32 protein-coding genes are annotated in these 24,433 nt (G+C 43.2%); 23 read left to right on the plus strand and 9 right to left on the minus strand.

Annotation, left to right across the window (positions count from 1 at the left end):
* Positions 1 to 61 precede the first annotated feature (61 nt).
* From urtA to nikR, 13 genes are all read left to right on the plus strand, one after another.
* On the plus strand, positions 62 to 1,285 hold the full coding sequence (gene urtA, locus IAE16_RS05490) for an urea ABC transporter substrate-binding protein (RefSeq protein WP_323699740.1): 1,224 nt from the start codon (positions 62 to 64) through the stop codon (positions 1,283 to 1,285).
* Between the two features lie 15 nt (positions 1,286 to 1,300).
* Positions 1,301 to 2,182 carry an urea ABC transporter permease subunit UrtB gene (gene urtB / locus IAE16_RS05495; protein ID WP_323699741.1) on the plus strand — a complete coding sequence of 294 codons (882 nt, stop codon included), beginning with the start codon at positions 1,301 to 1,303 and terminating at the stop codon, positions 2,180 to 2,182.
* Between the two features lie 7 nt (positions 2,183 to 2,189).
* Positions 2,190 to 3,209 carry an urea ABC transporter permease subunit UrtC gene (urtC, locus tag IAE16_RS05500; protein ID WP_323699742.1) on the plus strand — a complete coding sequence of 340 codons (1,020 nt, stop codon included), beginning with the start codon at positions 2,190 to 2,192 and terminating at the stop codon, positions 3,207 to 3,209.
* A complete protein-coding gene (locus IAE16_RS05505) occupies positions 3,206 to 3,964 on the plus strand; it encodes an ATP-binding cassette domain-containing protein (protein WP_323699743.1) in 759 nt (252 codons plus the stop codon). The genes urtC and IAE16_RS05505 overlap by 4 nt, the downstream gene beginning before the upstream one ends.
* Positions 3,964 to 4,680, plus strand: a complete 717-nt coding sequence (locus tag IAE16_RS05510; protein ID WP_323699745.1) for an ABC transporter ATP-binding protein — start codon at positions 3,964 to 3,966, stop codon at positions 4,678 to 4,680. Before IAE16_RS05505 ends, IAE16_RS05510 begins: the two co-directional genes overlap by 1 nt.
* 12 nt (positions 4,681 to 4,692) lie before the next feature.
* On the plus strand, positions 4,693 to 4,998 hold the full coding sequence (locus tag IAE16_RS05515) for an urease subunit gamma (RefSeq protein ID WP_323699746.1): 306 nt from the start codon (positions 4,693 to 4,695) through the stop codon (positions 4,996 to 4,998).
* A gap of 168 nt (positions 4,999 to 5,166) precedes the next feature.
* Positions 5,167 to 5,847 (plus strand): DUF4198 domain-containing protein, encoded by a 681-nt coding sequence (locus IAE16_RS05520; protein ID WP_323699747.1) that lies wholly within the window; start codon positions 5,167 to 5,169, stop codon positions 5,845 to 5,847.
* The gene (locus tag IAE16_RS05525) at positions 5,844 to 6,257 is read left to right on the plus strand and encodes a hypothetical protein (protein WP_323699748.1); all 414 of its coding nucleotides are present in this window, start codon (positions 5,844 to 5,846) and stop codon (positions 6,255 to 6,257) included. Before IAE16_RS05520 ends, IAE16_RS05525 begins: the two co-directional genes overlap by 4 nt.
* A complete protein-coding gene (locus IAE16_RS05530) occupies positions 6,254 to 7,249 on the plus strand; it encodes a transporter (protein ID WP_323699750.1) in 996 nt (331 codons plus the stop codon). The genes IAE16_RS05525 and IAE16_RS05530 overlap by 4 nt, the downstream gene beginning before the upstream one ends.
* 2 nt (positions 7,250 to 7,251) lie before the next feature.
* Complete coding sequence (locus IAE16_RS05535) at positions 7,252 to 7,887, plus strand: energy-coupling factor ABC transporter permease (RefSeq protein WP_323699751.1); 636 nt, start codon at positions 7,252 to 7,254, stop codon at positions 7,885 to 7,887.
* Positions 7,877 to 8,422, plus strand: a complete 546-nt coding sequence (locus IAE16_RS05540; protein WP_323699752.1) for a hypothetical protein — start codon at positions 7,877 to 7,879, stop codon at positions 8,420 to 8,422. The genes IAE16_RS05535 and IAE16_RS05540 overlap by 11 nt, the downstream gene beginning before the upstream one ends.
* Positions 8,415 to 9,179: an energy-coupling factor ABC transporter ATP-binding protein gene (locus IAE16_RS05545; protein ID WP_323699753.1), complete on the plus strand. Its 765-nt coding sequence runs from the start codon at positions 8,415 to 8,417 to the stop codon at positions 9,177 to 9,179. Before IAE16_RS05540 ends, IAE16_RS05545 begins: the two co-directional genes overlap by 8 nt.
* 14 nt (positions 9,180 to 9,193) lie before the next feature.
* Positions 9,194 to 9,604, plus strand: a complete 411-nt coding sequence (gene nikR, locus IAE16_RS05550) for a nickel-responsive transcriptional regulator NikR (protein ID WP_323699754.1) — start codon at positions 9,194 to 9,196, stop codon at positions 9,602 to 9,604.
* On the opposite strand, the gene IAE16_RS05555 is transcribed toward nikR, so the two are convergent.
* Positions 9,575 to 10,015, minus strand: a complete 441-nt coding sequence (locus IAE16_RS05555; RefSeq protein ID WP_323699755.1) for an arsenate reductase ArsC — start codon at positions 10,013 to 10,015, stop codon at positions 9,575 to 9,577. The two genes, nikR and IAE16_RS05555, sit on opposite strands and share 30 nt — an antisense overlap.
* Positions 10,016 to 10,055: 40 nt before the next feature.
* Between IAE16_RS05555 and IAE16_RS05560 the strand changes: the two genes are divergently transcribed.
* A complete protein-coding gene (locus tag IAE16_RS05560; RefSeq protein WP_323699756.1) occupies positions 10,056 to 10,478 on the plus strand; it encodes a nucleotidyltransferase domain-containing protein in 423 nt (140 codons plus the stop codon).
* Positions 10,465 to 11,100: a TetR/AcrR family transcriptional regulator gene (locus IAE16_RS05565; RefSeq protein WP_323699757.1), complete on the plus strand. Its 636-nt coding sequence runs from the start codon at positions 10,465 to 10,467 to the stop codon at positions 11,098 to 11,100. The genes IAE16_RS05560 and IAE16_RS05565 overlap by 14 nt, the downstream gene beginning before the upstream one ends.
* Here IAE16_RS05565 and IAE16_RS05570 read toward each other — a convergent pair.
* From IAE16_RS05570 to IAE16_RS05580, 3 genes are read right to left on the minus strand one after another with little or no spacing between them, the layout of a single operon-like run.
* A complete protein-coding gene (locus IAE16_RS05570; protein ID WP_323699758.1) occupies positions 11,089 to 12,774 on the minus strand; it encodes a hydrogenase maturation protein in 1,686 nt (561 codons plus the stop codon). The genes IAE16_RS05565 and IAE16_RS05570 overlap by 12 nt on opposite strands.
* On the minus strand, positions 12,771 to 13,892 hold the full coding sequence (gene hypD, locus IAE16_RS05575) for a hydrogenase formation protein HypD (RefSeq protein ID WP_323699759.1): 1,122 nt from the start codon (positions 13,890 to 13,892) through the stop codon (positions 12,771 to 12,773). The genes IAE16_RS05570 and hypD overlap by 4 nt, the downstream gene beginning before the upstream one ends.
* Positions 13,876 to 14,136: a HypC/HybG/HupF family hydrogenase formation chaperone gene (locus IAE16_RS05580; protein ID WP_323699760.1), complete on the minus strand. Its 261-nt coding sequence runs from the start codon at positions 14,134 to 14,136 to the stop codon at positions 13,876 to 13,878. The genes hypD and IAE16_RS05580 overlap by 17 nt, the downstream gene beginning before the upstream one ends.
* A 161-nt stretch (positions 14,137 to 14,297) precedes the next feature.
* Between IAE16_RS05580 and IAE16_RS05585 the strand changes: the two genes are divergently transcribed.
* From IAE16_RS05585 to IAE16_RS05610, 6 genes are read left to right on the plus strand one after another with little or no spacing between them, the layout of a single operon-like run.
* A complete protein-coding gene (locus IAE16_RS05585; protein WP_323699761.1) occupies positions 14,298 to 15,365 on the plus strand; it encodes a hydrogenase small subunit in 1,068 nt (355 codons plus the stop codon).
* Positions 15,366 to 15,367: 2 nt separating this feature from the next.
* A complete protein-coding gene (locus IAE16_RS05590) occupies positions 15,368 to 17,272 on the plus strand; it encodes a nickel-dependent hydrogenase large subunit (protein WP_323699763.1) in 1,905 nt (634 codons plus the stop codon).
* 11 nt (positions 17,273 to 17,283) lie between these two features.
* The gene (gene cybH / locus IAE16_RS05595) at positions 17,284 to 17,985 is read left to right on the plus strand and encodes a Ni/Fe-hydrogenase, b-type cytochrome subunit (RefSeq protein WP_323699764.1); all 702 of its coding nucleotides are present in this window, start codon (positions 17,284 to 17,286) and stop codon (positions 17,983 to 17,985) included.
* Between the two features lie 2 nt (positions 17,986 to 17,987).
* The gene (locus IAE16_RS05600; protein ID WP_254426327.1) at positions 17,988 to 18,473 is read left to right on the plus strand and encodes a HyaD/HybD family hydrogenase maturation endopeptidase; all 486 of its coding nucleotides are present in this window, start codon (positions 17,988 to 17,990) and stop codon (positions 18,471 to 18,473) included.
* A complete protein-coding gene (locus tag IAE16_RS05605; protein WP_323699766.1) occupies positions 18,445 to 18,756 on the plus strand; it encodes a thioredoxin domain-containing protein in 312 nt (103 codons plus the stop codon). The genes IAE16_RS05600 and IAE16_RS05605 overlap by 29 nt, the downstream gene beginning before the upstream one ends.
* On the plus strand, positions 18,747 to 19,148 hold the full coding sequence (locus tag IAE16_RS05610; protein WP_173833499.1) for a hydrogenase expression/formation protein: 402 nt from the start codon (positions 18,747 to 18,749) through the stop codon (positions 19,146 to 19,148). The genes IAE16_RS05605 and IAE16_RS05610 overlap by 10 nt, the downstream gene beginning before the upstream one ends.
* Here IAE16_RS05610 and hypF read toward each other — a convergent pair.
* On the minus strand, positions 19,102 to 21,348 hold the full coding sequence (gene hypF / locus IAE16_RS05615; protein ID WP_438617121.1) for a carbamoyltransferase HypF: 2,247 nt from the start codon (positions 21,346 to 21,348) through the stop codon (positions 19,102 to 19,104). The genes IAE16_RS05610 and hypF overlap by 47 nt on opposite strands.
* 18 nt (positions 21,349 to 21,366) lie before the next feature.
* Here hypF and IAE16_RS05620 point away from each other — a divergent pair, with 18 nt between their 5' ends.
* On the plus strand, positions 21,367 to 21,933 hold the full coding sequence (locus IAE16_RS05620; RefSeq protein ID WP_323699768.1) for a nucleotidyltransferase family protein: 567 nt from the start codon (positions 21,367 to 21,369) through the stop codon (positions 21,931 to 21,933).
* The gene (locus tag IAE16_RS05625; RefSeq protein ID WP_323699769.1) at positions 21,908 to 22,132 is read left to right on the plus strand and encodes a hypothetical protein; all 225 of its coding nucleotides are present in this window, start codon (positions 21,908 to 21,910) and stop codon (positions 22,130 to 22,132) included. The genes IAE16_RS05620 and IAE16_RS05625 overlap by 26 nt, the downstream gene beginning before the upstream one ends.
* A gap of 126 nt (positions 22,133 to 22,258) precedes the next feature.
* On the opposite strand, the gene IAE16_RS05630 is transcribed toward IAE16_RS05625, so the two are convergent.
* From IAE16_RS05630 to hypE, 4 genes are read right to left on the minus strand one after another with little or no spacing between them, the layout of a single operon-like run.
* Positions 22,259 to 22,807, minus strand: a complete 549-nt coding sequence (locus IAE16_RS05630; RefSeq protein WP_323699770.1) for a DUF6036 family nucleotidyltransferase — start codon at positions 22,805 to 22,807, stop codon at positions 22,259 to 22,261.
* A complete protein-coding gene (locus IAE16_RS05635; RefSeq protein ID WP_323699771.1) occupies positions 22,767 to 23,060 on the minus strand; it encodes a hypothetical protein in 294 nt (97 codons plus the stop codon). Before IAE16_RS05635 ends, IAE16_RS05630 begins: the two co-directional genes overlap by 41 nt.
* Before the next feature lie 21 nt (positions 23,061 to 23,081).
* Positions 23,082 to 23,426 carry a hydrogenase maturation nickel metallochaperone HypA gene (hypA, locus tag IAE16_RS05640; protein ID WP_323699774.1) on the minus strand — a complete coding sequence of 115 codons (345 nt, stop codon included), beginning with the start codon at positions 23,424 to 23,426 and terminating at the stop codon, positions 23,082 to 23,084.
* Positions 23,426 to 24,427: a hydrogenase expression/formation protein HypE gene (gene hypE, locus IAE16_RS05645; RefSeq protein ID WP_323699775.1), complete on the minus strand. Its 1,002-nt coding sequence runs from the start codon at positions 24,425 to 24,427 to the stop codon at positions 23,426 to 23,428. The genes hypA and hypE overlap by 1 nt, the downstream gene beginning before the upstream one ends.
* Positions 24,428 to 24,433 lie beyond the last annotated feature (6 nt).

Raw genomic sequence — 24,433 nt, forward strand, 5'->3', positions numbered from 1 at the left:
ATATAAATGGCATGTTTTTTGCATACTGAGAGAGCGTAAGCAAAACAAAGGAGGTAAAAGCATGGACACGAACATGTTAAGCAGGAGGAAGTTTATTTTTGGGCTTGGGAGCGCAGCAGCTGTTCTCAGTACCGTTACTGTTATTCCAAGTGGGGTCTTGGCGTCATCTAAAACAGTGAGGGTAGGTGTGCTCCACTCGCTTTCTGGAACCATGGCGATTAGCGAAATAGACGTCAGAAACGCCACGCTATTAGCTATTGAAGAGATAAACAACAGTGGAGGCGTTATGGGACATACTATCCGAGCCATAGTTGAAGATGGTGCTTCAAATCCTGCTACTTTTGCACAAAAAGCGGAGAAACTTATACTTCGTGACAAGGTAGCCACGGTTTTTGGTGGTTGGACATCTGCAAGCAGAAAAGCCATGCTACCCGTATTTGAAAGATTGAAGAACCTCCTATGGTATCCAGTGCAGTTTGAAGGTAATGAATGTTCTGCTAACATAATATATACGGGTGCACAACCAAACCAGCAAATTCTTCCAGCTTTGGAATGGGCTTTTGCTCAAGGTTATAGAAAAATCTTTCTTGTTGGTTCCGATTATGTTTTTCCAAGAACTGCTAATCTTATACTAAAAAGACATATACAAAGTAAAGGTGGAACGGTATCTGGTGAGGAGTATGTACCGTTAGGCGGTACGGATTTTAGTTCTGTAGTAAATAAGATAAGAGCAGCTAAGCCAGACATAGTTTTCAACACCATAAATGGCGATTCCAACGTGGCTTTCTTTAAGCAAATGCAAGCTGCTGGTTTGGGTCCCAAGGTTTTACCTGTTATATCTTTTAGCATAGCGGAAGTTGAAGCTAAAGCCATAGGGGTTCCTCTCTTAGAGGGAAGTCTGGCAGCATGGAATTACTTCATGAGCCTTAACAATAGGGAAAATGCTAGATTCATAAGTGCCTACAGGAGAAAGTACGGTAGAGATGCTCTTATAACAGACCCTATGGCACATGGATATATAAACGTGTACCTATGGAAACAAGCAGTTGAAAGAGCAGGAAGCTTCGAGCCAGACAAAGTTAGAAAGGCTTTGGTGGAACTTCCCTGGATGGACAGCATATTAGGCAAGATAAAAGTTGCTAACAATCAAAGTCTGTATCAGACAGCATATATTGGAAGACTGCGTAGTGATGGACAATTTGAGATTATATGGTCTTCTGATAAACCAATAGCTCCAGAGCCATACGATCCTCTGGCTTTCCCAGGGAAAAAGTGCGTTTTATAGGAGGGAGTGAAGCCTATGGATTTCGGCTTTTTCATAAACCAACTTTTTAATGGGATAAGCATTTCTTCCATACTATTTATGACTGCTGTAGGTTTGGCCTTGTCCTTTGGATATATGAGGATAATAAATATGGCTCACGGTGAGTTTTTGATGCTTGGAGGGTATTCAACATATTTAGTGCAGAAGTTTTATCCTTCTGAGGCTTATCCCATTTTTGCCCTCCTTTTCTCTTTTATATTTCTCTCAATATTTGGCTTTTTTTTATGGGCTTTGGTTATAAAGCATGTTCAGAGTAGACCTTTGGACACTCTTCTTCTAACCTGGGGTGTGAGTATTATTCTTCAACAGTTAGCAAGGGATATTTTTGGCTCCACTGGTGTTAGTGTAGTACCCCCTTCCTGGCTTTCAATAACTATAACGTTTGGGGAGCTAAAAATCCCCTCTGTTAGACTTTTCATAATATTTGTAATGATGCTTAGCATCTTAGCACTCTACTTGCTTTTTTTCAAGTCTGATCTCGGGCTCAGATTAAGAGCTACAAGCAAGGATAGAGAGACAGCTTCCTCTTTGGGTGTAAACAGCGAAGCTGTCAATGCATTCGTATTTGCTATCGGTGCTGGTATGGCGGGGGTTGCAGGATCCGCATTAGCTTTAATCTCTTCTGTTACTCCAACAATAGGGCTTAGTTATATAGTAGATTCTTTCATGGTTGTTATTTTTGGTGGAGTAGGAAGTCTTCTGGGCACTCTAATTAGTTCCCTCATAATAGGGACAATATCCGCATTAACTGGTAGCTTTATGGAGATAAGCCTTGCTAAAGCACTTATATTGATATTAGTAGTCATTTTTATGCAATTTAAGCCTACTGGACTTGTATCTATTAAAGTAAGGGAGTAATGAAGCTATGAGGTTGGTAAGAAGTAATAAAATGATACTGATCCTGATGATCTTAATTTTAGTTGTAGTCCCTTTTATCCCAGACTACTATGTTAATCTCTTAGGAAGATTCTTTTCTCTAGCCATCGCTTGTATAGGTATAGCATGGATATGGGGACATATGGGTGTTTTATCTCTCGGTCAAGGACTTTTCTTTGGTCTTGGTGCTTATTCAATTGCCATGCATTTAAAGCTAAAAAGCACAGCGGAGGGTGATATACCTGACTTTATGTTATGGAGCGGCTTAGACACAATACCTATCTGGTGGCTGCCATTTAATAGTTTCTTATTCACGTTATTCTCTATAGCTTTTATACCAGCTTTTGTGGCTTTTGCGTTATCTTTTCTTCTTTTCAGGAGAAGCATATCTGGAGTTTATTTCACTCTAATAACTCAGGCATTAGTGTTAATTTTTGAAACTTTACTTATAAGTTTCCAACCATACACTGGTGGTTTCAATGGAATTACTGGTTTTAGTAATTTTCTCCTTTGGAATTTAGGGGACTTAGATTTTCAGCGGTCGTTACTTTTTATAGTGATAATTATAAGTTTCTCCCTCATTATATTTTCTAACCTTTTAAGAAGGTCAAAACTCGGAAAGATAGTTGTTAGCATAAGAGAAAATGAGAGAAGACTCGTATTTCTTGGATACAATACTGTGGAAATAAAGATTGCCATTTTCACCTTTGCTTCTATCTTAGCAGGTTTAGGTGGTGCATTTTATACTTTATTTAACGGTGGCATATCCCCAGCCATAGTTGGTGTGATACCTTCAATAGAATTGGTTCTGTGGGTCGCTATAGCTGGGAGAGAAAACTTTTTAGCGGTGGTTGCTTCTGTTGTGATTACAAACCTGGTTAAGGATCAGATAAGCACACTCTTTCCTACATTTTGGTCCTATGTGATGGGTACTCTTTATGTAATAGTAGGTATAGGGCTTTTAGCTACTTTTGTGGCAAGATTTTACAGTCGAGGTGTATACAGATGAGCTATCTTTTGGAGGTAAAAAACATTACAGTTAGGTATGGTGATTTCTTAGCCCTTGACGGAGTGGTTTTACACTTAGAGAATAATGAGGTTAGAATAATACTTGGACCTAACGGTGCTGGTAAAACAACTCTGCTTGACGCTATAGCAGGGTCTGTTTCAGTAAGCTCTGGGAAGATAATATACAAAGGTAAAGATATAACATCCCTTAGTGTAAATCAGAGGGCCCGACTTGGCATATTGAAAAAGTTTCAAACACCAAATGTATTAGATTATTTGACAGTTTTAGAAAATCTTGTAATTTCTTCCTTAGAAGCTAAAGACTTGAAAGCATTGATAATTAATAAAAAAGGGATAACTAACAAAAAACAAGATAGAATTTATGAAATTCTCCATAGGATAGGTTTGAAGGATAAAAAAGATCAGCAAGCGAGAAATCTATCTCATGGTGAAAGACAATGGCTTGAGTTAGGAATTATTTTAGCTTCAGGAGGTGAATTGGTTCTTCTTGACGAACCTGCCATAGGTCTTAGCACTTTAGAGATGTTCAAGCTAATAGGTATAATAGAAGAAATTTCCAAGCAATCCGCAGTCATAATAGTAGACCATAACATGGATTTTGTGAGAGAACTTTGTATAAGATTAGACTCAAAGGTTACTTTTATGCACATGGGTAGGGTAATCAAGTCAGACACCTTTGAAAACATAAAGAAAGACACAAATATTAAAAAAATTTACTTAGGAGAGGTTGTCTGATGTTGAGTATTCAGTCTATTTCATCAGGCTACGGGCAGACGCTAATCCTAAAGGATATTGAAATATCTCTGAGTTCATCTGAATACTTACTTATAACAGGTAGAAATGGAGTAGGCAAGACCACACTAATGAGAACTATAATGGGACTGAACAAGGTAATGAGCGGTAAAATAATGTTTAACTCAGTAGACATAACATTTTATAAACCTCATGAAAGAGCGCTTATGGGCTTAGGCTACGTGCCACAGGGTAGAAGGCTATTTCCATACTTGACGGTTCAGGAAAATCTGCTGGTTTCCAGATCAACTTTCATGAACAGAAGGAGCAGAATATTCGTTAGTTTTGAAGACATGCTTGACTTCATATACGGTTTATTTCCTATTTTGATTAAATTACTTAAGAAAACTGCGGGCTCTCTTTCGGGTGGTGAGCAACAAATTGTTGCTATAGCAAGAGCGTTAGCTACTGGTCCATCCCTTATTCTTCTTGATGAACCATTTGAGGGTATACAGCCTTCAATAGTGGAAGATATAATAAGGGCTCTTGATGGAATCAAGAAAAAACTTATGATTTCTGTAATTTTGGTTGAACACAAGATACAGAACGCATGGGATTTGGTTGACAAAGTTTGTGTTATTGATAACGGTAGAAAAGTTTTTGAAAATTATAAGCAAAATACCACTATGCAGAACGTTCTAGAATTAATATCTATATAGGAGGTTTTAGCTATGCGTTTAACTCAGAGAGAAATTGAAAAAATGTTTATCTACGTTGCAGCAGATATAGCTAAGAAAAGGCGTGAGAGAGGTTTAAAGTTAAACTACGTTGAAGCGGTTGCAATTATAACAGCAGAAATACTTGAGGGCATTAGGGAAGGTAAGACTGTAGCTGAACTAATGGATATGGGAACTAAGATACTTACAAGAGAAGACGTTATGGATGGTGTGCCTGAGATGATAGATATGGTTCAGGTAGAAGGCACATTTCCCGATGGTACAAAACTCGTTACAATACACAATCCTATAAGGTATTAGCGTCTAATCGCATAAAGTGTGGGCGAGGTAAGATTTGCTCATGCTCGCACGCAATCTTCTTGGGTAAGGTTTGAAGTTATTTAGGAAGACATAACATACAATTGTGCTTGACAACTAATGAAAATTCGTTTATATTACTTTATAGAAAAAAGTAATACGGAGGAGTGCGTGCTCTTATTGTTGCTAATCTTACTGCTCTATACAGCTCAAGCTCATGAGCTGTGGATTGAAAAGGAGGGAAACCTTTTTATCCTTCTATACGGGCATATAAAACCAAATAGAGGAGAAGAGGCTACGGTCAGATACTTGCCAGAGCAGGTTCTTAGCTTTGAGTGTTTGGATGCGGAGGGTAATAGGCTCAAGGCTGAGCTTATAAAGAGCTATCCTCTCAAACTAAGGGGTAGTTGCCATATGGTTCAAGCGGTTTTCTCTTCTGGCTATTGGACAAAGACGCCTGATGGTCTTAAAAACCTACCGAAGGACCAGGTAAAAAACCCAATAGAGAGCTGGTATTCTGTGGAAATTGCAAGAAGGATAAATGCATGGAAACCAAGAAGAGAGCCTCTAAGCAATGATCTGGAAATTATCCCTGTAGAAAGCCCTTCAAGCCTAAGGGTTGGTGAGAAGTTTACGGTTATAGCTTATTACAAAGGAAAGCCCCTTAGAGATGCACCTGTATACCACAATCGCAGGATAGTTGGCTCTACAGACGAAGAGGGAAGGATAAACCTAAGGGTTAGAGAAAAAGGTATTCAATTAGTGGGGGTCACTGTAAGGGAAAAGGATAGCACTGGAAAGGCAGATTATGTGCTTAAGACCTTTTATCTGATATTTGAGGTGGAGAGATGATCGTGATTTTGATTTTTCTTTTAGTTTCCCTTTCCTTTTCTCATGAGCTTTTAGAGGAGGTCCGTCAGGAAGGCAACTGCACCCTTGTGCATTTTTACTTCCAAGATGGAAGTGCCTTTTCCTACGAGGAATACGAGGTTTACAGAGAGGGCGAGAAAGCTCCCTTTCAAAAGGGCAGAAGTGATGCCCTTGGGAGAGTAGTTTTCTGCCCTGACAGAGACGGTCTTTGGTTTTTGAGGATACGCTCTCAGGATGGGCATGGTGCAGAGCTCAGGCTCAATCTAAAGGCTGGCAAGGTGGAAAAAAAACGCAGCAAGTTTGAAAGCTATCAAAGGGTTCTTTCTGGTCTTGGCTATCTTCTCGGCATCTTTGGTCTTATTAGCCTGTTTTCAAGGAGGTGGAAAAGATGAGAAGGTTAACCTTTGCATTACTAACCCTTTCGGGCTTAACCTTTGCCCATCATGGTGTCGCCTCTCTTGGTGCGGTCGGTCTTGAAGGACCCGGTGCACCCCTTGAAAGCTCAAGCTCCGCCACACTACCAGAAGGTTCATGGCTCTTTTATACCAAGTTAGACAGCGTAAAGTGGAAAAAATACAGCTTTTCGGAATTTCCAGACCAAAAGGACAGGTCAGACTTTTGGATGTTCGGAGTTGGATACGGTTTTAAGCCTTGGCTTTCTCTGTATCTTTTTGTTCCCTACAATGTAAAGAAGGAGCTAAGGGATGGTGGTGAAAAGAGCTTTACCAGTAGAGGTTTTGCGGATGTCTCTTTGATGGCAGTTCTTGGCTTTAAATATGACAGAGGTCTTAGGCTACTTCCAAAGAAGGAAAGCCTTGAGGATATGATGGACTGGCACTTTACCCTTTATGGTGGCATTAGCCTACCCACTGGCAACGCTAACAAGAAAGGCTATCAAGGAGAGTTTGCACCAGATATGGCTTTGGGCTTTGGAAAGCCCACTTTAACAGCAGGCTTCACAGCCACAAAGCAGTTTGTAAATCTCCCTGAGCTTACCTTTACCCTTGACACAAGCTATCTGAAGTTTTTTGAGCATAAATACAACACAGGGGACAAGTATAAGTTTGGTGATGAGGTAAGGGTAAACACCGCCCTGAGTTATAGAGTTTTCAAGGATGTGCAAAGGTCTCTGAGGTTTGACCTTCTTACGGAGCTTAATTACCTTCACCTTCAGAAAGATAAGGAAAATGGTCTTAAGTTGAATGACTCTGGTGGCGATATACTCTACGGAGTTCTTGGTGGAAGGATGTATTACAAAAGGGCTTCCCTTGGAGCTGGTGTGAAGTTCCCCCTATGGAAAGACCTAAACCAGCAGAGCCAACAGCAGGGTGCGGAAGGCAAGGAAAAATATAGGCTCATCATGACCTTTTCTCTCATGTTTTAGCCATGCATGTCCCGGATGGATTTATTGCACCTCAGGTTTTTTTGCCAGCGTATGGACTGGTTATAGGTCTTGCCCTCTATGGTTTTAAAAGGTTTAAGGAAAACCTAAATGAGAGAAGCATTCCCTACTTGGCAACCCTTTCCGCCTATGCCTTTGTCCTCAGCTCCCTTTCTTTGCCACTTCCCGGTGGCACATCCGTGCATGGGATGGGTTTTGCACCCCTTTCTATACTTTTTGGTCCATGGACAGCCTATCTGTGTATGTGTCTCGTTTTCTTACTTCAGGCGGTATTATTAGGTCATGGAGGGATAACCACATACTCGGTGAACGCCCTCGCCATTGGCTTTGTAGGGAGCTTTTGTGCCTATGGGGTTTATAGCCTTTTAACAAAAAGAAAGTATGCTACTTTCCTCTCTGGCTTTATATCCACCCTTGCGTCCGCCCTTTTTATGTCTGTTGTTCTTGGTATACATCCCTATCTTTTCACAGATGTGGACGGAAAAGCTCTTTATTTCCCCTATCCTCTCAGCATTACAATTCCTCTTCTTTTAACTTCCCATATACCAGTTGCCCTTGTGGAGGGACTTTTAACTCAAGCGATAGTGAGCTTTGTAAGGAGGAGGGGTTTTGAAGGATAGATTTCTCCTGTTGCTTTACATGCTGGCACTTGTTCTTTTGGCTTCTCTCTCTTCTATAAAATACTTGCTCTTATTCCTTTTTCTTCTTCTTCTTGCTAACGCAATATCCCTGAGGGGTAATTTCAGAAGGGCTATTAGACCTCCTCTCTTTGCCCTTTTTACTGCCTTTTTTATATCAACGCCCTATGCCCTCTGGACTGGACACTATTCCTATGCTCTTCTCCTTACCTTACGCGTGCTTAACCTTACGCTTCTTACTCTTCTTGTTTTGAGAAATATAAACCTCTACTTGGCATTTGGCTTTTCAAAAACCCTTTCACAGCTTCTTGTCCTCACGTCAAGCCATATACTCCTTTACAGAAGGGTTTTTTCTGAGTTTAAGGATTCCTTAAGGAGCAGAAGCCCAGAGGGTCCACAAAGAAGGGATATGATAAACTTCTCTGGAGGTATAGGGCTTTACTTCTTTGATAGGGCTCTTAGGGATTCTGAAGAAGTGGCAAAAGCTATGAAATCAAGGGGGTTTTATATTGATTGAACTTATAGATGTTTACTACTACTATGAAAACTACACAGCTCTAAGAGGCATAAGCCTGAAGATAGAAGAAGGAGAAAGGGTAGTTCTGCTTGGTATAAACGGCTCTGGCAAGAGCACACTTCTTAAAATCCTAAACGCCTTAATCTTTCCACAAAAGGGTTCATACCTTTATCGTGGCAAAAGGGTTGAAGAAAAGAGGCTAAAAGAAAGGGATTTTAGAAGAACCTTCAGAAGGGAAGTGGTTCTTCTCTTTCAAAACCCAGAGGTTATGATATTTAATCCTACAGTTTATGATGAGCTTGCCTTTTCTCTGAGACAGCTGGGGTTGGAGGAAAAGGTTATAAGGGACAAGGTTCTATACTGGGCGGAGAAGTTTGGACTTACTCCCTACTTGCAAAGACCACCCTTTGAGCTGAGCACTGGTATAAAACAAAAGCTGTGCCTTGCTTGCCTTCTTGTGCTTGAGCCAAAGGTTCTTCTTCTTGATGAGCCTACCGCACATCTTGACCCAAAAACAACAGGATGGTTTGTAGACCTTCTTTGGGAGCTCTCTTGCACCACGGTGGTTTCCACGCATAACCTAAGCCTTGCAAATGAATTGGGCAGTAGATTGTTAGTCTTGGGAGAGGAGCATACTTTAGTCTACGATGGTAAGATAGAAGAGTTTTTCAAAGATAAGGAGAACCTCATAAGGGCAGGTCTTTTGCATAGGCATAAGCACAGGAGCACTGGAGACTGGCATCTTCACAGCCTTTGATAAAATTTTAGAAAATGGAAAAGAGTGTAAGATTTTGTGTATCTTTGCATGAGGGCCTTCTTGAGGAGCTTGACAAAAGAGTGATAAGGAGGGGTTATGCGTCAAGGTCCGAGCTCGTTAGAGACCTCATAAGAGACCTACTATCCCAAGAAAAATGGGAAGAAAACCAAGAAGTTATCGGTGTCCTGAGCATAATATACGACCATCACGACAAAGAGTTAGTTTACAGGCTTCTTGACCTTCAACACAAGCATCATGTTAATGTTCTCTGCTCCACTCATCTTCACCTTGACCATCATAACTGCCTTGAGGTAATAGTCTTAAGGGGTATGGCTGAGGAACTTGAGAGCCTTGCAAACCAAATAGGTGGTCTAAGAGGCGTAAAACTCTCTAAGCTAAGCAGAGTTTACCTTCCTGAGTTGTAAGCTTTGCAGAAGGTCCCAGACCCTCTCCTCTATTTCGTCCCTAACCTTTCTAAAAAATTCAAGTTTTTCTTCTATTGTTCCCTCAAAACTTGCTGGGTCTGGAAGGTCCCAATGAACCATTTTAGAGCCGGGTAATACAGGGCATGTTTGTTTTGCACTATCGCAGAGGGTTATAACAAGGTCAAGCTCTCCATAGGGTATGGCTTCAAGCCCTTTGGGTCTTTGAGAGGTTATGTCTATGCCCTTTTCCTTCATTACCTCTATGGCAAGGGGGTTTATTTCCTTTGCAGGCTTTGAGCCAGCGGAGTATACTTGAATGTTGATTTTTAAGATTCCCGCCAGTCTTCTTGCAAAACCTTCCGCCATCTGACTTCTCGCTGAGTTGCCAGTGCATATAAAACCTATCTTCATGACTTTTATTCTACTTCTTGGATGTTAAGATTTTATTAAGATGATAGGCTATAAAGAGGCTTATTACTTAGCCTTGAAGAAGATAGGAGAGAATCTCCCTAAGTGTTTTGGTGAAAATCTCCTTTCCCTTGTGGTTTTTGGTTCTGTAGCAAAAGAGACCTTTTCTCCAGAGTCAGACATTGACCTACTTGTTATCCTTGGAGACTTTAAGAGTAAAAGGGAAGAGTATGTGCGTTTGTTTGAATGCCTTGAGGAAGTAAAAAGGGTAAACCCCATAATCCTTAAGAAGGAACAACTAAGAGAATCCTTATGGTTTCTATGGGATTGTAAGTTTATCATTTTGTATGACAAAGAGGGTTTCTTTGACAGTTTTGTGGAGAGGCTCAAGGAGTTTCTTCGTAAAAATGTGGTGAAGGTGGAAGGCAGGATGCCCTATTACGAGGTTATAAATGGTAAACCCTGAACTTGAAGATGTTAAGATTTTATTAAAGATGAAAAGGCAAGGCATTAAGGAAAGAAAAAGGCTTGAGATAATCAGGACCGCTTGCAGGTTGTTTTCCGAAAAGGGATACTATAACACCACCATGCCGGATATAGCACAAGCAGTGGGCATGAGCGTTGGAAACCTCTACAACTACTTTGAATCTAAGGAGGAGCTGGCAAAGGAAATAATGATGACCGTCTCTGATTGGGTGGGTGAGAAGCTCAGGAAAATAAACGAGATGGAAGTTAACATGCATGAGAAGGTAAGGATGTTTGTTAGGAGTTTTTTTGAGATAGCCATTGAAGAGCCTGAGCTTATAAGCTACTTCCTTAGAGTTTATCTGGTAAACAGAGAAGTTTTCAGCGATGGATGTGAGGGTTTTGCCTGCGTTGCAAGTGTGATAACGGAGGTTATGGTTTTCCTAAGCGATGGGATAGAAAAGGGAGAGTTTAGAAATCAGAGCTTTTATCCAGCATTTACTATCATAATGGGAACTCTTGGTGGTATGGTCTTTCTCCATAAAGAAGGGCTTCTTGATAAGCATCTAATGGATTACATAGAAGAGGTCTCGGAGAACATATGGAGGGCGTTAAGGGCTTAACCTTCTATGGAGGGCCAGGTAAGGTGGTGTCCTGAAGGGTAAAAACCTTCTAACAAAATAGTAGCGAGCTATGTGATAGCTTGTATCAAAGCCGTAGAAGTTAAGCCTCATATTTTCAAGCTCCTCTTCTCTGTAAGACCTTAAGGGTTTTTTGCTCCAGTCTTTGAGCCTTTCTTCTTTTTTTCTCATTATAAAGTTCTCAAACTCCGCCGAGTCTACAAAGTCTTGTAGGAAGGCTTTGATTTTTTCCAGAAAGTCCTCAGGAGAATTACCTAAAACTCCGTCTATCAATCCAAGCCTGAAAGCCTTTTCAGAGCTTATGGGCATTCGGTTTTCCATTATTTCCTTTCCCTTTTCCCAGCCTACTCTTTTGGGAAGTGTGTAGGTCCAGAACTCAGAGCCATAAAGGTTTCCTATATTCTTGTAGTGTGGGTTAAGCACCACTCCTTTTCTCGCAAAAACAAGGTCGCAACAAAGGGCAAAGAAAACACCGCCAGCTCCTGCATTGCCTCTTATGCCTGCCACAGTTAACTTATCAAGTGTTGTAAGTATCTCTTCGCATAGGTCATCTATGGCGTTTATGTTTCTCCAAGACTCATCCGCTGGGCTTTCGGACGCTTCTATGGTATTTAGGTTCATGCCGTTGGAAAAGAAATCCTCACCACCAAGAAGGACTATAGCTTTTACGGGTCTTTTCTTTGCGTATTTTATAACATCAAGCAGTCTTTCACACTGCTGGGTAGACATGGCTCCATTGTAGAACTCAAAGTCTATGTATGCTATGTTTTTGTGTTCTGTGTAAACTATCTCTCTGTAAGTGGGAAAGTCTACCGTCTCCCAAGGTTTTAGAGGCTCTTCTCTTAAACCTTCAATTAAGACCTCGGGTAAAACTCTTACTGCTGGTAGCTTTATTCCATATCTTCCCTTTTCCCTGAGATGACCTATCCAAACAGCACCGTCCGTAGTCGCTATACACACCGCCTCGTCCCTTTTAGCTATCAATTCACCCGGTTTACCCCTGAGATATCCTTCAGGAAAGGCATTAAAGAGATAGTATTCTTTTCCCCCTATAGAGGCGAGTGCACCGGGCTGACCATCGCCTGAGTAGACCTTTTTAAGCACATCCTCTGTGCGGTCTGTCTGCCAGTTAATAGCCCTTAGCCTCTTATCCACAGTGGGTCTAAAGCGTCCATTTTCTTGCGGTTTTACTTCCACCCTTCCCCTTTCAAGGCTTTCCATTACTTCCCACAAGCACTCAACAGCACCTTCAGTTACCTCTCTCCTGTATATGCTTGACTTTTTTGCCCTTCGCATGGGAAAGGTTCTGTATGCCCATACATCTCCCGCATCGTATTCCTCCACAGCGGAAAGCATACATACACCCCATTCCTTTTCCTCTTCAAGGATAGCCCAGTCAAGGGCATTGGGACCCCTGTCGCCTGGAGGTCCGGGATGGACAACCAAGGTTATGTAATTTTCCCAGATAGCTCTTGGTATCTTTCTCTTTAAGAAGGGTGCTATAATTAGGTCAGGCTTGAAGATGCTTACCGCTTCCACCATAAGGTTTGGGTGAACATCCAGCTCTATAGAGACTTCATGACCAGCTTCAGAAAGCTCGCAATAGAACCTCTGGGAAAGGGAATTGAACCTATGGCAGAACATAAGAACCCTCATCCCTGCCACCTATATTTATAGTAGGCATTACAGGCACCTTCAGAGGAGACCATGCAGGAGCCTATCGGGTTTGATGGCGTGCAGACACTGGCAAAGAGCTTGCAATCCTTAGGCTGTGCAACACCTCTTATAATCTTACCGCATATACAAGCTGGATGCTCCTTTGGTCTTGGCAGGCTGATTGAAAACCTTCTTTCGGCGTCAAAGTCCGCAAACCTTGAATTTATCTTAAGAGAGCTGTAAGGTATAATGCCAAGACCACGCCATTCAAATTCCTTTCTTAGCTCAAAAACTTCAGCAACCAGTCTCTGAGCCTTGAGGTTTCCTTCTCTACTTACCGCCCTCGCATACTGGTTTTCTACCAGAGCCTTTTTCTCAGATATCTGTCTAACTATCATATAGACCGCTTGCATAAGGTCAAGAGGCTCAAAGCCAGAAATCACCACAGGCTTTAAAAACTCCTCCGCGAAGTATTCGTAAGGCTTAGTCCCTATTATGACGCTCACATGCCCAGGACCTATAAAGGCGTCTATTTCCACTTTTCCATACTCTCTAACTTCTGGTGCGTTGAGAATATGCTGTATTGCTGCAGGTGTGATAACGTGGTTTGAAACCACAGAGAGGTTTCTTATTCCCATCTCCTTAGCCTTTTTTATAAGCACTGCGGTTTGTGGAGTGGTGGTTTCAAAGCCTATGGCAAAAAAGACCACTTCCTTTGTCGGGTTTTCTTGGGCTATCTTTATGGTGTCAAGGCACGAATAGAGCATTCTAACATCCCTTCCCTCCGCCCTCAGGTCAAGGAGGCTTTTCCTGTTTGAGCCTGGGACTCTCAGCACATCTCCATAGGTGCAAAGTATAACCTTTTCTTGGCTTGCCAACTCAAGGGCAAGGTCAACCCTCTGCATAGGCAGGACACACACGGGACAACCCGGACCGTGAACAAAACGAACATAACCCTCAAGGAGCTGGTCTACGCCGTGCTTTAGTATGGTATGAGTGTGTCCTCCGCAAAACTCCATTATCCTTATGACCTTGCCCAGCCTTTCCACAGATGCCTTTATGGCTCTCTCAAGCCTTTTTATAGCATCCGCCTCTCTAAAGCTAACTGTAAGCCTCATCTTCCTCCTCCAGAATCTGCTCAAAGAGCTTGAGGCTTTCAAGGGCGTAGTCTTCCTCTAACTTCTGGATGGCAAAACCCACATGAACAAGAACCCAATCTCCAATGGCTACCTCATCCTGAAGAAGCTCAAGGGATACAAGCCTTTTTGCTCCAAAGGTTTCTACCACCGCAGTATTATCTTCCCTTATCTCAACGACCTTTGAAGGCACAGCAAGACACATGTCTACCTCCTGAATGTTCATTCATAATATAGGCTTTTAAATCTCCCCTGCATGGATTATTACCCTTTTCTAAAAAGTAATAAAAATTAGCCTTGCTTATAAGGTTCATAAGGAAATTTTAGTTGACAGTGAATATGATTGAAAATATACTTTTGAATGAATATTCAGTTAGGAGGTGTAATATGGAGACCTTCTGGGAAACCTTTAAGCGACATGGCGTCAATAGGCGGGACTTTTTAAAGTTTGCCACCACCATAACAGGGATTATGGGGCTTTCACCTTCCATGATTCCTGAGGTGGTTAGAGCCTTAGAGACAAAGCCCAGGATTCCCGTTATCTGGATACATGGTCTTGAGTGCACTTGCTGTTCAGAGTCCTTTATAAGGTCTGCAACTCCTCTTGCCTCCGATGTGGTGCTAACCATGATATCGCTTGAATACGACGATACCCTCTCAGCAGCTGCAGGGGAAGATTTAGAAAAACATAGAAAAGAGATCATCAAGAAATACTGGGGCAATTACATCTTAGCAGTGGAAGGGAACCCACCCCTTGGCGAGGATGGTATGTATTGTATTGTTAACGGCGAGCCATTTTTGAAGCACCTCAAGGAGTCCGCAGAAGGTGCAAAGGCGGTTATAGCTTGGGGTTCTTGTGCCAGTTGGGGATGCGTGCAGGCCGCAAAGCCAAACCCAACCACTGCAGTTCCTATAGATAAGGTTATAAAGGACAAGCCCATAATAAAAGTTCCTGGTTGTCCACCAATAGCGGAGGTCATGACGGGAGTTATAATGCACCTTGTTCTCTTTGATGCCCTTCCTCCCCTTGACTCTCAAGGAAGACCAAAGCAGTTTTATGGCAACAGAATTCACGATACATGCTACAGAAGAGCCTTTTTCAACGCGGGTCAGTTTGTAGAAAGGTTTGACGACGAGGGTGCAAAGAAGGGATGGTGCCTTTATAAGGTGGGTTGTAGGGGTCCGACTACCTACAACTCCTGCGGAAACATTCGTTGGTATAACGGGCTTTCCTATCCTATACAGGCAGGTCATGGTTGTATAGGCTGTTCGGAGGACAAATTCTGGGACAATGGACCCTTCTACCAAAGGCTTACCACCATACCAGTCCCCAATGTGGAGGCAAATGCAGACAAGGTGGGTATGGCGGTTGCGGCTGCAGCGGCGGCTGGTGCGGTAGCCCATGGCGTTATATCAAAGCTGAGGTCAAAACCTAACAAAAAAGGAGGTGAATAATCATGGCAAGGGTTGTAGTTGACCCAGTAACAAGGATTGAGGGACATCTCAGGATTGAGCTTATAGTGGATGAAAAGTCCGGTAAGGTGGTGGATGCGGTATCCTGTGGAACCATGTGGAGGGGTATTGAGCTCATTCTCAAGGGCAGGGACCCAAGGGATGCATGGGCTTTTGCCCAAAGAATATGCGGAGTTTGCACTTCTATACATGCCCTCGCATCGGTAAGGGCGGTAGAAGATGCTCTTGAGATAAAAATCCCTAAAAACGCTAACTATATAAGGAATATCATGTATGGCACACTGCAGGCGCATGATCACGTGGTGCATTTTTATCATCTACACGCCCTTGATTGGGTTTCTCCTGTAGAAGCCCTTAAGGCTGACCCCGTGCAGACCGCAGTGCTTCAAAACCAGCTCCTTGAAAAGTATGGTGCCATAGCAGACCTTATGCCAGACCCAATTGGAAGGAGGGCGTATCCCAAGAAGTTTCCAAAAGCGACACCCGGATACTTCAGAGCCTTCCAAGAAAAGATAAAGAAGGTTGTAGAAAGCGGTCAGCTTGGTATCTTTGCAGCACACTGGTGGGACCACCCAGACTACAAACTTCTACCACCAGAGGTTCACCTTATGGCGGTAGCCCACTACCTTAACATGCTTGATGTGCAAAGGGAGATGTTTATCCCTCAGGTAGTCTTTGGTGGCAAAAACCCACACCCTCACTACATAGTAGGCGGTATGATGTGTTCTATTTCTCTTAACGATATGAATGCACCTATAAATGTAGAAAGGCTTGCGGTGGTTGAAGACGCCTTATACACACAGGCGGAGGCGGTGAACCTCTTTTACCTTGTAGACCTTTTGGCTATAGGGCACATATATGTGCAAAAGGGTCAGACCTACGGAGGAGGGCTTGCTAAGAAAAGGGTAATAGGCTACGGTGAGTTTCCCGACGAGCCTTACAGCGGGATAAAGAACGGAGATTATCACGAGCAGGTGCTCTATCACTGTAACGGCGTTGTAGAAGACTTCGCAGAAGGTATAGAGAAGGCTAAGTATTATCCCCTTGTGGGAAAGGACTTTGCGGACCCAGAGGTAATCCAAGAATATGTAGCCCATTCGTGGTATAAGTATCCCGATGAGAGCAAGGGCCTACATCCTTGGGACGGTATAACTGAGCCCCACTACACAAGACCAAAGGAAGGAACCAAGACCCATTGGAAGTATCTTGATGAAAAAGGAAAATACTCGTGGATAAAGTCTCCAAGGTGGAAGGGTAAGCCCTGCGAAGTGGGACCACTTGCAAGGTATATAGTGGTCTATACGGCTGTAAAGCAGGGTCATATAAAACCCAGTTGGATGGATGAGATGATAGTAAGGCAGATAGACTTCGTTTCTAAGGTGCTTGAATTACCCCCACATGTATGGCTTCCCACAACCGTCGGAAGGACTGCGACCAGAGGTCTTGAGGCACAGGTAGGGGTGGCGGGAAACCTCTACTTTATGAAAAAGCTCTACGATAACATAAAGGCAGGGGATACATCCGTTGCCAACACAGAAAGGTGGGAACCATCCACCTGGCCCAAAGAAACAAAGGGTATAGGACTTACAGAGGCACCAAGGGGTGCACTTGGACACTGGGTGATAATAAAGGATGGAAAGATAGCCAACTATCAATGTGTGGTTCCCACCACATGGAACGGAGGAGCAAGAGACCCCATGGGAGGTCAGGGTGCTTTTGAAGAATGCATGAAGGACACACCCCTTAAGGTGGTCAATAAGCCCCTTGAAGTCCTCAGAGGCATCCATTCCTTTGACCCATGCCTTGCCTGTTCAACGCACCTTTATGACACAGAGGGCAAAGAGATCCTTGAGATAAAGGTTCAAGGCTCACAGCCCCTATGCTACTGAGGAGGAAAGCCATGAGAGAGGAGACAGTAAAGAGAATTTACATCTTTAGCCCATCTTTGAGGATATGGCATTGGATAAATTTCTTGGCTATAATCGTCCTCTTCTTAACAGGTCTTTACATAGGAAACCCCTTTTTCATAGGCTCTACGGGTCATGAAGCAACCTACGCCTACGCCCACAACCTTACGATGGACTTTATAAGGCTTATTCACTTCTCTGCAGGCTACGTGCTTTTGTTTTCCTTCCTGTTTCGCCTCTTTATAGCCTTTTTCCACAAGGGAGACAGGCTCTTTATCCCAAAGGTCTGGAAGGGTCAGTTCTGGAAGGGTGTGGTGGAAATGGTCCTTCACTACCTTTTTATAAAGCCTTGGCATAGAACCTATGTGAGAAATCCCCTTGCAAGGCTTGCTTACTTTTTCCTCTATATAGCCATAGCCTTCATGATAATCACAGGCTTTGCCATGTATGGACTATCTGACCCTGACGGCTTTTGGGCGAAGGTCTTTGGCTGGGTTGTCCCAATGCTCGGCGGTGAGTTTATGGTTCATATGTGGCATCACTGGGTTGCTTGGCTTATAGTCTTCTTTGTTATAGTGCATGTATACATGGTGGTAAGGTTTGACGTCATTGAGAAGGAAGGAGAGGTTTCTTCTATGTTTAATGGGATGAAAAACTTCAAAGAAACACCCGTGGATGTGGAGGATGTAGCTTGAGGGTGCTCCTTCTGGGTGTGGGAAACGTGCTCCTCTCAGACGAAGGACTCGGTGTAAGGCTGGTAGAGGAGCTAAGGAGACGCTACAGGTTCTCCCCAGATGTGGAGCTTATGGATGGTGGAACGCTTGGTATAGACCTCCTTTACTTTATAGAGGGCTTTGATAGGCTTTTGCTGGTGGATGCTGTGCTGGGAGGCTCTCCTCCTGGCACTCTTTATAGGTTTGAGGGTGAAGAGGTAAAGGCTTACTTTAGAAAAAAGGTCTCCGCTCACGAGCTTGGCATTCAAGAAGTGCTTGCCATAGCCCAGATGTTAGGAAAAGCTCCGAAAGAGATAGTTCTCCTCGGTATGGAACCAGAGAGCTTAGAGATCTCCCTTGAACTTTCTGAGAGTGTAAGGTCAAGGTTTGAGGAGCTTATATCTGCAGTCCTGCGAGAGTTGGAAAGATGGGGTGTGAGCTATGAAAGAGTTGAGCCTGCAGGAGTTTAAGGAGCTTATAGCCTCTGGAAAGACCTTTGTCCTTTACGTAAGGTCTGAATCCAAGAAGAACACTATAAAAGAGGTTTTTGACACGGATGTGGTTATTCCAGAGCTTGAAAGAGTCTATGCTGATAGCCTTGAGTTTTACTCCATAAACGCAGATGAAAACATGGAAATCCTCAAAAGCTACAGACTGCCTTCCTTGGTGCTTTTTTCTGAAGGTAAAGAAGTGAGGGTTCTTGAAGGCATAAGGGCATGGAGTGAATATATGGAGGCTCTATCATGCTTATGAACGCACCCGCTATACTAATGGAGCTGGTTCAGGCTCTTAAAGACCTTTATGAAAAGGGTGAGGAGCACATCATATACATAAACAAACTGCCCCTCTCTGAGGAAGACAGGGAGGTGCTTCTTGACGTGCTTGGAGAGGGTCAAGTTAGGATAAGCCTATCTTCAAAGGTTCAGCCTGTGGAGTGGAGAGAGACGAGCATAAGCGGTGTGTGGATAGGCGTTTTCTATGACAGAGACAACAAGCCCATACTGGAAACCATAGAGGTATGCCATTTTCCACAGCTTGCGAAAGCTCAGAGGGAAGATATAGAGGAGTCAATTAGGGTTTTAAAAGAAAGGCTTGAAGCTATAGTCCCTCCGCTAAACCCCCAAAGACCGCCTGACCAAGACTAAGACCTCCGTCGTTAGGTGGAACCTTTTGATGGGTATAAACCCTAAAGCCCGCATTTTCAAGAAGTTCCTTTATCTTGCTTACCAGAGGGTCGTTTTGCATAACGCCGCCAGAAAGGCATACCCTCTCTAAGGAGACCTCCTGAGATACTCTAAGGCATATATGAGCCAAAGTGTTTATGAACCTTGAAACCGCTCTTACATGCTTTCTTTCCTCCATAAGAGCAAGGAACATGGGCTTCCAGTCTATGATGCCATCTTTTAACTCAAAAGGATAAGCGTCCTTCACAGAGTAGTCATACAGGTCTTCAAGCATCATGCTTGCCTGTCCTTCGTAGCTCAAAGTGTGCCTTATGTTAAGCAAGGATGCAACTGCGTCAAAAAGCCTACCGACAGAGCTCGTATAGGGTGAGTTTATACCCCTCTTCCATGCTATGTAAAGGTTCTTAAGCTCTTTTTCCTCAAAGCACCTAAGGGTAGGGAGCTCAAGGTCAAGAGCCTCTTCGTTAAAGAGTTCAAAAAGTATGGAGAGGGCTACCCTTCTTGGTTCTTTTACCGCCCTTTCTCCACCTATGAGCCTAAAGGGTCTGAAATGAAAAAGCCTCATGTAGGAGCTATAATCACATTCTAAAAACTCGCCACCCCAGAGAGTGCCATCCTCACCGTATCCCGTCCCATCCCAAGCTATACCAAGCACCTTACCCCTTAGCTGGTTCTCCGCCATACAAGAGAGAATATGTGCAAAATGGTGCTGGACTTTCACAAGAGGCAGAGCCTTCTCTACACTAAAACCCTCCGCCCACCTTGTGGTTTCATACCTCGGATGCATATCGCATACAACAACCTCTGGCTCAAACTCATAAAGCCTCATAAGGTCAAAAACCATCTCCTCAAAGGCTTTCAAGGTTTCAAGATTTTCCACATCTCCCACATGCTGGCTGATTATCACCCTATCACCAAAGGCAAGGGCAAAGGTGTTTTTTAGCATACCCCCTACCGCAAGAACCTTTCTTTTTAGAGAAAAGGGTAAACCAACAGGCATAGGTGCGTAGCCTCTGGACCTCCTTATAGGCGTGGGAGTCCCGCCAATAACCTTCACCACAGAATCATCGCACCTTCTTTTTATGTCTCTGTTATGAAGCAATAAAAAGTCAGAAAGCTTTGAAAGACCCTTTAGAGCCTCCACGTTATCTATAATTATGGGCTCTTCTGAAAGGTTTCCAGAAGTGGCAACGAGAGGAAAGTCTAAACCTCTCAAGAGAATATGATGCAAAGGTGAGTAGGGAAGAAAAGCTCCAAGCCTTTTTAGACCTGGTGCTACAGAGGGTGCAAGTCCCCCTTTGTATTTTGTCAAAACTATGGGTCTTTCTGGGAGTGTAAGAAGAAGGAGCTCAAGCTCAGAGGGCTCCGTGTATCCCTTGAGCTGTGATAGGTCTCTAAACATGACCGCAAAGGGCTTTTCTTTTCTTCTCTTTCTCTCCCTAAGAAGGCTTACCACCTCCTCCCTTGTGGCATCACACATGAGATGAAACCCTCCCACACCCTTTACCGCAACTATCTTGCCATCTTTTAGTAGCTTCAATGTCAAGGTCAAAGCCTCGTTCCTCTCCGCAATGAGCTTACCCTCTGATGAGTATAGGCTTAGCCATGGACCGCACTCTGGGCATGCGTTAGGCTGAGCATGAAAGCGTCTATTAGAAGGTTCATGGTATTCCCTTTCACATTCATAGCACATTTTGAAAAGCTTCATGGTGGTGTTGGGTCTATCGTAAGGCAAACTCTCTATTATGGTGAACCTTGGTCCACAGTTGGTGCAGTTTATAAAGGGATAGAGGTATCTTCTATCAGAGGGGTCAAAAAGCTCTTTAAGGCAGTCTTCGCATGTGGACATATCTGGAAGCACAAAAACCTCCTTTTGTCCTGTATCTGAGCTCTCTTTTATTTCAAAGTCTGAGTATCCCGCAGGCTGTAGAAAGCTAAAGTCCACAGAATGTATGCGAGCAAGGATAGGCTTTTCTCTGTTTAGCTTTATAAGAAATTCCTCAAGCACTCTCCTTTCCCCCTCTACCTCTATGTATACGCCCCTTGAATCGTTTATCACAAAGCCTCTAAGCCCAAGCTCTTTAGCAAGTCTATAAACAAAAGGTCTAAAACCTACACCTTGAACCGCGCCTTTTATGCTTACGCAAAGCCTTTCAAGCACCATTTAAAATATAGTTGTATGGAACTAAAAAGGATAAAAGAAGCAAGGACTGAGCTTGAAAAACATCTATTATTCCTCGCTTGGTTGTCTGAAGAATTTAGAAGAAGGGGTAAAAATCCCCCTATTCTCGTGGGCGGTAGTGCTGTTGAAATCTATACCTACGGGCACTACATGTCTGGCGATATTGACCTTGTAGGAGATAGAGAAATGGTTAGAGATATATTACTTTCTACTGGCTATTTCAGAGAGTATGGAAGGCTTTTTATATCTGATGAGCTTGAACTTTTTGTAGAGGTTCCCGACTATAGGCTTAGTGGAAGTTATGAAAAGGTCAGAAGGATTAGGACAAAGGAGCTTGAAGGGGATATATATGTTATAGGCTTGGAGGACCTAATCCTTGATAGGCTCTCCGCTTGTAAGTTCTGGAAGAGCGAAGAGGATTGTAGGATGTCTGAATTTCTGATTAGGAAATATCTGGAAGAGCTTGATATAGAATACCTTCAAAATAGGGCGACAGAGCTTGGAGTTTATGAGGAGCTTTACGCTATATTATATCCTTATGAGGGAAATAAACATAAGCCTTGAGGACATAAGGCAAAGATACTACGAAGAAAAGTTAAAGAGGCTTGAAATGGGTTATCCTATCAAGTTTAGAAGGACAAGACCAAGAGACCCTTTTAAGTCAAAGGCTATGGTTGAATGGCTTTTAAGAATAACACCACCTGCAAAGGATATTCTTTCTGGCGAGGCTTTTGATAGGCTTTTTAAGGAGAGGGGTAAATAAGCTCATCCTCAGAAACCTTTAAAACTACTCTTTACTAAAAAGCGGTGCAATCTCAAGAGGATTGGCATACAGCATAGCCCTTATAAAAAGCTCCTCCTGCTTTTCTCTCCATCACAAGAATAACTCTTAAGGAACTCTTTTGGGGTCATTACTGAGATTATAAGCCCTTTGTAGCTCTTCCAAAAATCTTTCAAGCCTTTTCAGAAAGTGGAAAAACTGAACATCTCTTATAGGTTTTATCAACTTCAAAACTTCTCTAATTTCCTCTGGCTTAATATTTTCCGCGAGAGCTACATCAATGGCATCTTCCCAGTCTTCTTGAGTTCCCCTGCGGAGCTTGCTTATTATAAAATCCACAGGAGAAAGCACATACAACTCCGCACCACCCCTTTTCAAAACATTAACCGCTCTATCTCTATATCCTGCAGGTAAAGGCACAACACCCCATCTATCTATGTCTTCACCGTAGTCCGCCCTAATGCCAAGCTCGTCAAGAACAGCCTGAAGCTCCTCTATTTTTCCTTCAAACTCCGTTATCTCAAAATCAATATCCATAGTGCTTTTTGCTTTGTTTACCTTATAGAAACTTAAAGCACTCCTTCCTATGGCTATTAGCTTGCACCTTATCCCTTTCTCAGATAACTTTTCCAACAGCCTTTCGTATACGACCCTCATACCATAACCTCTCCACAAAAGCCCTATAGTATTGATTGAGTTCTTCTTTTGGGATTTGCTTAGGCTCTTTTACCCTCAGAATCTCTTCAAGATAGGCGTTCCGCAAGTTGTATATTTCAAAATCCTTTCTGAAAGTCCAATACCAAGATAGTGCTTTTTCAAGCTCTTGGCTGTCTTGAGGTAAACTCCTTGCGGTTTTTTCATCAAAAAGTGCGTCCAGCCATAGCCTTTTTATGAGCTCAAACTTCGCCATTAGATAAATTATAGCTTTGCACTAAGTTTCCAATTCAAGGCTCTTAAGCAAAAGATCTCTTCCTCCTCTAATTTCTGTGTTTAGCCCACCGCACTTGGGACAGAGGGCGTTTAGCTCTTCCTTTTCAAACTCCTCCATACAGTCAAAGCAGAAAACCTTGAGCTTTTCTATCTGTATGTGAAGCTCCGCATCCCGGGCATGAGTTCCCTCTTTGAAGGTTTCAAAGGCAAGCTGGAGAAGGTGAGGCTCAACGCCAGAGAGGACACCCACAAGAAGCTCAACCTTAAGAACCCTCTTAGCCCCATGAAGGGCTACTTGCTCTTCTATAAGCTCAAAGAGGCTCTGCACTATGGAAAACTCATGCATCAGCAAATCCTTGGAAGTAGCTCGCCAGCAGGTGGCTCTAAAAACCTTTTTGTTCCGTAAGGGGTTCTAAGGACAACCGCTGGTCTGCCCTCTGGCTTGACCGCATAGCCTATAAGGCTGGCTTCTTTTGCCTTTGGATGTTCCCTTAGGACCTCTAAAGCCTTCTCCGCATCTTCTCTCTTTACCGCCAATACAACTCTTCCCTCACAGGCAAGATGGTAAGGCTCTAAGCCCAAGAACTCACATAAACCAAGCACTTCCTGTCTTATAGGAATTTTTTCTTCCTCTACGAGAAAGGAAACCATAGAAGATTGAGCCCATTCATGAAGAACTGCGGATAGCCCTCCTCTCGTTGGGTCTCTCATGGCGTGAACCTCTACACCGCTTTTTAGAAGATGCTCTACCAAGTCCCAAAGAGGTTGGCAATCGCTTCCAAAGTCCTCACCAAATTCAAAGCCTTCCCTTTGGGCAAGCACGCAGGCACCATGGTCTCCTATAGGTCCAGAGACTATTATGACATCGCCTTCCTTTACATTTCTACAGGATAGACCCTCGTATATGACCTCACCAATTCCAGAAGTGCTTATAAAGACGCCATCCGCCTGACCCGAGGGAACAACCTTTGTATCACCTGCCAAAAAGAGCACCCCAACCTCTTCTGCGGTCTGTGCCATACTTTTTACTATCTTCTCCAGCTCTTCGTAGGGGAATCCCTCTTCTATTATGAAGGAGACGGACATATAAAGGGGCTTTGCTCCCATTACCGCAAGGTCGTTCACAGTGCCTGCAACTGCCAACTTTCCTATGTCTCCACCTCTGAAAAAGAGAGGTTTTACGGTAAAGGCGTCTGTGGTGAAGGCTATCTTTGAAGAGAGCTTAACAATAGCAGAGTCCTCAAGGGCGGAGAGGATAGGATTTCCAAGGTATTTCAAGAAAAGCTCCCTTATTAACTTCCAAGTTTCCTGACCACCACCGCCTTCAGAAAGTCTTATCCTCTTCATGGTTCT

This window comes from Hydrogenobacter sp. T-2 (assembly GCF_033971325.1).
Taxonomy (GTDB): domain Bacteria; phylum Aquificota; class Aquificia; order Aquificales; family Aquificaceae; genus Pampinifervens; species Pampinifervens diazotrophicum.

Coding starts and splice junctions, on each gene's coding strand:
- IAE16_RS05560 (WP_323699756.1), top strand. CDS start 10,056: ATGATAGGCTATAAAGAGGCTTATTACTTAGCCTTGAAGAAGATAGGA.
- hypA (WP_323699774.1), bottom strand. CDS start 23,426: ATGCATGAGTTTTCCATAGTGCAGAGCCTCTTTGAGCTTATAGAAGAG.
- IAE16_RS05620 (WP_323699768.1), top strand. CDS start 21,367: ATGGAACTAAAAAGGATAAAAGAAGCAAGGACTGAGCTTGAAAAACAT.
- IAE16_RS05530 (WP_323699750.1), top strand. CDS start 6,254: ATGAGAAGGTTAACCTTTGCATTACTAACCCTTTCGGGCTTAACCTTT.
- IAE16_RS05505 (WP_323699743.1), top strand. CDS start 3,206: ATGAGCTATCTTTTGGAGGTAAAAAACATTACAGTTAGGTATGGTGAT.
- IAE16_RS05525 (WP_323699748.1), top strand. CDS start 5,844: ATGATCGTGATTTTGATTTTTCTTTTAGTTTCCCTTTCCTTTTCTCAT.
- hypD (WP_323699759.1), bottom strand. CDS start 13,892: ATGAGGCTTACAGTTAGCTTTAGAGAGGCGGATGCTATAAAAAGGCTT.
- IAE16_RS05555 (WP_323699755.1), bottom strand. CDS start 10,015: ATGAAGATAGGTTTTATATGCACTGGCAACTCAGCGAGAAGTCAGATG.
- IAE16_RS05590 (WP_323699763.1), top strand. CDS start 15,368: ATGGCAAGGGTTGTAGTTGACCCAGTAACAAGGATTGAGGGACATCTC.
- IAE16_RS05515 (WP_323699746.1), top strand. CDS start 4,693: ATGCGTTTAACTCAGAGAGAAATTGAAAAAATGTTTATCTACGTTGCA.
- urtC (WP_323699742.1), top strand. CDS start 2,190: ATGAGGTTGGTAAGAAGTAATAAAATGATACTGATCCTGATGATCTTA.
- IAE16_RS05625 (WP_323699769.1), top strand. CDS start 21,908: ATGAGGGAAATAAACATAAGCCTTGAGGACATAAGGCAAAGATACTAC.
- urtB (WP_323699741.1), top strand. CDS start 1,301: ATGGATTTCGGCTTTTTCATAAACCAACTTTTTAATGGGATAAGCATT.
- nikR (WP_323699754.1), top strand. CDS start 9,194: ATGGAAAAGAGTGTAAGATTTTGTGTATCTTTGCATGAGGGCCTTCTT.
- cybH (WP_323699764.1), top strand. CDS start 17,284: ATGAGAGAGGAGACAGTAAAGAGAATTTACATCTTTAGCCCATCTTTG.
- hypE (WP_323699775.1), bottom strand. CDS start 24,427: ATGAAGAGGATAAGACTTTCTGAAGGCGGTGGTGGTCAGGAAACTTGG.
- IAE16_RS05580 (WP_323699760.1), bottom strand. CDS start 14,136: ATGAACATTCAGGAGGTAGACATGTGTCTTGCTGTGCCTTCAAAGGTC.
- IAE16_RS05510 (WP_323699745.1), top strand. CDS start 3,964: ATGTTGAGTATTCAGTCTATTTCATCAGGCTACGGGCAGACGCTAATC.
- IAE16_RS05535 (WP_323699751.1), top strand. CDS start 7,252: ATGCATGTCCCGGATGGATTTATTGCACCTCAGGTTTTTTTGCCAGCG.
- urtA (WP_323699740.1), top strand. CDS start 62: ATGGACACGAACATGTTAAGCAGGAGGAAGTTTATTTTTGGGCTTGGG.
- IAE16_RS05570 (WP_323699758.1), bottom strand. CDS start 12,774: ATGAGGGTTCTTATGTTCTGCCATAGGTTCAATTCCCTTTCCCAGAGG.
- IAE16_RS05635 (WP_323699771.1), bottom strand. CDS start 23,060: ATGGCGAAGTTTGAGCTCATAAAAAGGCTATGGCTGGACGCACTTTTT.
- IAE16_RS05565 (WP_323699757.1), top strand. CDS start 10,465: ATGGTAAACCCTGAACTTGAAGATGTTAAGATTTTATTAAAGATGAAA.
- IAE16_RS05610 (WP_173833499.1), top strand. CDS start 18,747: ATGCTTATGAACGCACCCGCTATACTAATGGAGCTGGTTCAGGCTCTT.
- IAE16_RS05630 (WP_323699770.1), bottom strand. CDS start 22,807: ATGAGGGTCGTATACGAAAGGCTGTTGGAAAAGTTATCTGAGAAAGGG.
- IAE16_RS05585 (WP_323699761.1), top strand. CDS start 14,298: ATGGAGACCTTCTGGGAAACCTTTAAGCGACATGGCGTCAATAGGCGG.
- IAE16_RS05605 (WP_323699766.1), top strand. CDS start 18,445: ATGAAAGAGTTGAGCCTGCAGGAGTTTAAGGAGCTTATAGCCTCTGGA.